Annotated in this window: 4 protein-coding genes and 1 pseudogene; 2 read left to right on the top strand and 3 right to left on the bottom strand. The window is 66.5% G+C overall.

The window, feature by feature from the left end:
- The 3 genes from kdpB to ABW137_RS18330 form a co-directional block, all read right to left on the bottom strand.
- Positions 1-1,544 (bottom strand): potassium-transporting ATPase subunit KdpB (gene kdpB, locus ABW137_RS18340; protein WP_526402523.1); only part of this gene is annotated, 1,544 nt, incomplete at its 3' end.
- A 2-nt stretch (positions 1,545-1,546) separates the two neighbouring features.
- The gene (kdpA, locus tag ABW137_RS18335; protein WP_526402524.1) at positions 1,547-3,217 is read right to left on the bottom strand and encodes a potassium-transporting ATPase subunit KdpA; all 1,671 of its coding nucleotides are present in this window, start codon (positions 3,215-3,217) and stop codon (positions 1,547-1,549) included.
- A gap of 8 nt (positions 3,218-3,225) precedes the next feature.
- Positions 3,226-3,315 carry a potassium-transporting ATPase subunit F gene (locus ABW137_RS18330; RefSeq protein ID WP_526402521.1) on the bottom strand — a complete coding sequence of 30 codons (90 nt, stop codon included), beginning with the start codon at positions 3,313-3,315 and terminating at the stop codon, positions 3,226-3,228.
- A gap of 268 nt (positions 3,316-3,583) precedes the next feature.
- Between ABW137_RS18330 and ABW137_RS18325 the strand changes: the two genes are divergently transcribed.
- Positions 3,584-4,759 (top strand): hypothetical protein, encoded by a 1,176-nt coding sequence (locus tag ABW137_RS18325; protein ID WP_526402519.1) that lies wholly within the window; start codon positions 3,584-3,586, stop codon positions 4,757-4,759.
- Between the two features lie 164 nt (positions 4,760-4,923).
- Positions 4,924-5,977, top strand: a pseudogene (locus ABW137_RS18320) (bifunctional diguanylate cyclase/phosphodiesterase); the annotation flags it as partial.

Raw genomic sequence — 5,977 nt, 5'->3', positions numbered from 1 at the left:
ATGGCCTTGGCGGTCAACGGGTTGTCGCCGGTGATCATCACCGTGCGGATGCCCATCTTGCGCATCTCGTCGAACCGCTCCCGCATGCCCTGCTTGACGACGTCGTTGAGTGCGATGACGCCGAGCGCGCGGGCCTTGCCGTCCTTGAGTTCGCCGACGACGAGCGGGGTGCCGCCGCCGGAGGACACCTGATCGACGATCGAGCCGAGCTGCGGTGAGATCGTGCCACCGTTGGCGCGTACCCACTCGGCAACCGAAGCGGTTGCGCCCTTGCGCAATTGGTGACCGTCGTCGAGGTCGACGCCGGACATGCGGGTGGCGGCGGTGAACTCGATCCAGTTGGCGTTGGTCAGTTCGCCCGCAGAGCGCTCCCGCAAACCGAAGCGCTGTTTGGCGAACACCACGATGGAGCGGCCCTCGGGCGTCTCGTCGGCCAGGCTGGACAGCTGCGCGGCGTCCGCGAACTGCTCTGGGGTGACGCCGTCCAGTTGGACGAAGGCGCCGGCCTGGCGGTTGCCGAGGGTGATGGTGCCGGTCTTGTCGAGCAGTAGGACGTTCACGTCGCCGGCGGCTTCGACGGCGCGACCGGACATCGCCAGCACGTTGCGCTGCACCAGCCGGTCCATGCCCGCGATGCCGATGGCCGACAGCAGCGCGCCGATGGTGGTCGGGATGAGGCACACCAGGAGGGCGACCATGACGATGCCGCTGATGCCGTCGCCGGTGAGCGCCAACGAGTCTGGGACGCCGGGGTTGTTGGCCTTGCTGTAGATCGCCAGCGGTTGCAGGGTGGCGACGGCGAACACGAAGATCAGCGTGAGGGCGGCGAGCAGGATGTTCAGGGCGATCTCGTTGGGGGTCTTCTGCCGGTTGGCGCCCTCGACGAGGGCGATCATCCGGTCGATGAAGCTCTCTCCCGGTTTCTGGGTTATCTTCACGACGATCCGGTCCGACAGCACCGTCGTGCCGCCCGTGACGGCGGAGCGGTCGCCGCCGGATTCGCGGATCACCGGTGCCGACTCGCCGGTGATGGCGGATTCGTCAACGGAGGCAATGCCTTCGACGACGTCACCGTCACCGGGAATGGTCTGGCCGGCTTCGACGACGACGACGTCGCCCTGTTGCAATAGGGGAGCGGCGACTTCCTCCTCGGTGCCGGGGGAGGACGGGGACCAGCCGGTGAGGCGTCGGGCCATGGTGTCGGCCTTGGTCTTCCGCAGCGACTCGGCTTGGGCCTTGCCGCGTCCCTCGGCGACGGCTTCGGCGAGGTTGGCGAAGATCACGGTGAGCCACAACCACGCGACGATCAGCCAGCTGAACCACGACGGCTCGAGGACTGCGAGGATCGTGCTCCACACGGCGCCGATCTCGACGATGAACATCACCGGGTTGCGCCACAGGGTGCGGGGATCGAGCTTCCTACAGGCGTCCGGCAGTGAGTGCCAGAGCATCTTCGGGTCGAGCAGGCCGCCGCCGACGCGCTTCTTCGGCGCGGGTTCGCCGAGGTGCTTGACGGTGCGGGTTTCGATGGCGGTGAGTGTCATCTTCAGTGAATTCCTTCAGCGAGGGGTCCGAGTGCGAGCACCGGCAGGAAGGTGAGCGCGACGAGGATCAGCGTCACCCCTGCGACCATGCCGACGAACTGGGGGCGGTGGGTGGGTAGGGTGCCGATGGATTCCGGTGTACTGCCCTGGGAGGCAAGGGCTCCGGCCAGCGCCAACACCAGGATGATCGGCAGGAAGCGGCCGAACAGCATCGCCATGCCAAGGGCGACGTTGTACCACTCGGTGTTGACGGAGATGCCCGCGAAGGCGGAGCCGTTGTTGTTGGCCGCGGAGGTGAACGCGTACAGCACCTCGGACAGTCCGTGGGGTCCGGTGTTCAACATGCTGGCGCGTTGGCCGGGCATCGCCATCGCCACCGCGGTGCCGGTGAGCACGATTAGCGGGGTGACGAGGAAGTACGCGGCGGCGAGTTTGATCTCGCGCGGGGTGATCTTCTTGCCGAGGTATTCCGGTGTGCGACCCACCATGAGGCCCGCGACGAACACCGTGATGACAGCGAGGATCAGCATGCCGTACAACCCGGAACCGACACCGCCAGGGGCGATCTCACCGAGCTGCATGTTGAACAACGTCATCAGACCGCCGAGGCTGGTGTAGGAGTCGTGGAACGAGTTGACCGCGCCGGTGGAGGTGAGCGTCGTGGAGGCGGCGAAGACGGCCGAGTCGGCTACGCCGAAGCGCTGCTCGACGCCCTCCATCGCGGATCCGATGGCGGTCGGGACGGTGCCGTGTGCCTGCAGCTGGAAGAACAGCGTGAACGAAACACTGAGCGAGGCAATGACGCCCATCACGGCGACGATCGCATAACCCTGCTTCTTGTTGCCCACCATCCGGCCGAACATGCGCGGCATCGAGAACGCGATCACCAGCAGCAGGAAGATCTCGATCCAGTTGGTCCACGAGGTCGGGTTCTCGAACGGATGCGCCGAGTTGGCGTTGAAGAAGCCGCCGCCGTTGGTGCCGAGTTCCTTGATGGCCTCCTGGCTCGCGACCGGACCACCGGGGATGGTCTGCGTCGCACCCGAGAGGGTGGTCACCACCTGATCGTGCAGGTGGAAGTTCTGAATCACGCCTCCGGTGATGAGGGCGAGTGCGGCGATGACCGAGATCGGCAGGAGAATGCGGACGGTACCGCGAACCAGGTCGACCCAGAAGTTGCCGAGCTCCGTCGTGCGCCTGCGGGCGAAGCCGCGCACCAGGGCCACCGCGACGGCCATGCCGACGGCGGCGGAGACGAAGTTCTGCACCGAAAGGCCGGCCATCTGGACCAGGTGACCCTGGGTGCTCTCACCCGAGTAGGCCTGCCAGTTGGTGTTGGTGACGAAGCTGACGGCGGTGTTCCACGCCAGCGCCGGGGTCATCTCGGTGCCCGGCTCGTTGAGGTGCAGAGGTAGCTTGCCCTGCAGCAGCTGGAAGGCGAACAGCGCCAGGATGCCGACCGCGGAGAAGGCCAGCACGCTTCGGGCATAGCCGCCCCAGCTCTGCTGTGAGGCGGGGTCGGCGCCGATGGCGCGGTAGATGGCCCGCTCGACGCGGGAGTGCTTGTCCGAGTTGTAGACCCGGTACATGTAGTCGCCGAGCGGCGCGTGCACCGCGACGAGCGCCAGAATGAGCGTGGCGAGGAAGACGACTCCCGCCGTGCCAGAAGACAGAGTCGACACTAGAACCTCTCCGGGAACATGAGCGCGGCGGTCATGAAGACCGCGAGCAGGATGGCGAGGACGAGGCCGACCAGGTTGGCGTAGCTCATCGCTCGAACGTCCTTTGAATCACGCCGAGCAGCGCGAAGACTGCGATGGTCAGCAGCACGAACACAATGACTTCCATGTCGTCGACGGTAGGACCGCCTACCAGGCAATACGTGGTCCCTTACGGTTTCTTGACGGCGGGCCGTCCGCTTCTTTACGGGACCTTTGCGGGGGTGTGCGCGGGGTCACCAGATGTTCGTTCAGCCACGCCACGACGACGCCTCGCGTTACTGTCGCGTTCGTCAATAACTAGGACGGGGTGGTTTGCACATGGAAGCTTCGATACGACCGTGGTTCACCACGGGAGTCGCGCTCGTGGGCGCGGGCGCGATGGCGATCGCCCCGATCAGCCCGGTCGCGCCTGCCATGCCGAGGATCGACGTGCGGGCCGCGACCACTGCCGCGTTGCCGCAATTCGAACTCGCGGCGCTGGACCTTCCCTACATCATCACCCTGCCAATCGTGCGGCAGCAGATCGCGAACTGGGCCGAGAACTGGGTGGTCTACCTCGGCGGCTTCGCGAAATCCGGTGTTGGACTGGCGCAATCGCTGCTATCGATCCCTGGGGTGACGGTCGAGATCGTGCAGCAGGTGCTGGCCCTCGACTTCGTCGGTGCCTTCGACACGTTCGCATCCGCCGTCCGTGATTCGGTGATCGCCGTCGGACAACCGCTGCTGGACTCGCTGATCTGGCGCAACCAGAAGGCAAGTGTCGTGCAGACGGCGTTGCAGGCTGCGGTGCCACAGGCGTTCATCGACGTGATCAACGGCTTTCTAACCGCTGGCAACGGGGTGACGACCGCACTGATCCAGGGCACGCAGGACTTCGTCGCTGCCCTGTTGACCCTCGACCTCGGCAACATCATCAACGCCGCACTCGACGGAACGAGGACCTTCGTCGTCTCCCTCGCCGCCGGTGCGGGTGCGATCGTCGACGGCATCGAGGCCGCGCAGCTGGGCATCTCGACTGCGCTGGCGACGGAGCCTCCGCCGCCGGCCGTGGCGGACGTGTCGGGGCTCGACACGCTCGCATTCTCCAGGATGGTCAGCCTCGCGGATTCGCCGAACGATGCCACGCTCGATCCCGTCGCCGACCCGGATGCCTTGCTGCCGATCGAGGACGATGCCAAACTTGGCGTCGTCGTCGACGAGGCGGCCCCCGCAGCGGAGCAGGAGGGGATCGGTTCCGCGCCTGAACCGCAGGTGTCTCCGGAAGTGCTTGGTGCAGAAGAGGTCTCGCCGACGATCGTTTCTCCGGAACCGACGGACCCGCCGAAGGAGCCCGAGAGCCCAACCGTGGTGAAGGAAGAGCCAAAGCAGGTCGAGTCGACCCCCGGGGCGGACGATGGTTCCAAGCAGGCCACCGCAGGGGCTCAGAAGGACGCCGAGGCGAAGGACGACGCTGGAGCGAATGGAGCCGCGGCGTCGGATCCTGACGACGAGTAACTCCTGGCGTCGGCGCAACAGCTAACGACGGATACCGACGGCGGATACCGCAAAAGGATCGCCCTCGCGGTTCCGTCGTCCCTTACGCTTTTCTCGACACTGCTCAACCGGTCCCGTACGGGCCTTGTCGTTTGGCCGGTCGCGCCGGCCGCATTGGGAGTCATGTGAAGCAGCGGGGGATTCTGGCCATCGCCTGGGCCGGAGTGGCGCTGTACGTCGCCTACGCCCTGTGGCTGCTGTTCGCGTGGGGCGGTCCGGACGTCGTGCTCTGGGTCAGCGACCTGGGTTGCCTGGTGGTCGAGGCGTTTGCCATCGTCTGCGTCGTCCTGGCTGCGCTCGCAAGCGCCGGACGGCAACGCCTGGCGTGGGTCGCGTTGGCCGCCGCCCTGTCGAGCTGGTTCGTCGGTGATGCGATCTGGGGCCTGTACGAGCTGGGGTTCGACGTCGAAGTGCCGTTCCCGTCGCCGGCCGACGTCGGCTACCTCTTCTACTACGTCGGCACGATCGTGGTCCTGGTGGCGCTGCCACTGGGCAATGCGAGGGCGACGACGGCGCGGCTGTTACTCGACGGGCTGCTGGTCGCGGGCTCGCTGTTCGTGCTGGCGTGGGTGGCCGGCCTCGACGATCTGGTGGCCGCCGGAGGCACCGACACCTTCTCCTTCGTGCTGTCGGTGTTCTATCCGCTGGCCGATCTGGCGCTGCTCACCATGGCACTGCTGATGCTGTCTCGGTCCGGTCCCGGGCAGCGTCTGACGATCGGCCTGCTGGCCATCGGGATCGCGGTGCTGGCCATCGCCGACAGCGTGTTCGTGTATCTGAACGCCGACAACGCGTACCTCAGCGGCAATGTCATCGACATGTTCTGGGCGGGTGGGCTGATGTTGATGGCAGCGGCCGCCCTCGTCGCGGCGCGGGCGCGGTGGCGCGACGGCGTCGTCTCCGCGGGCGCGCCGGACAATGCGGCCGTCTGGGTGCCCTACGTACCGCTGCTCATCGCGGTCGTACCTGGCGTTTGGTACCTGTTCAGCGGTGACGCGACCGCGCCCGTGATCGCGGCGGTGCTGCTGTTGATGGTGACGGTCTTGGTGCGCCAGTTGCTGTTCGTCGCCGAGAACCGACGGCTGCTCGCCACCGTCACGGACCAGGCGCTGCGGGATCCCCTGACGTCGCTGGCCAACCGTGCGTTGTTCCACGACCGGCTGGCACACGCGGTGGCGA

The sequence above is a fragment of the Mycobacterium sp. genome (genome assembly GCF_040509115.1).
In the GTDB taxonomy this organism is placed as follows: Bacteria; Actinomycetota; Actinomycetes; order Mycobacteriales; family Mycobacteriaceae; genus Mycobacterium.
This window is presented reverse-complemented; position numbering and strand designations above follow the sequence as displayed.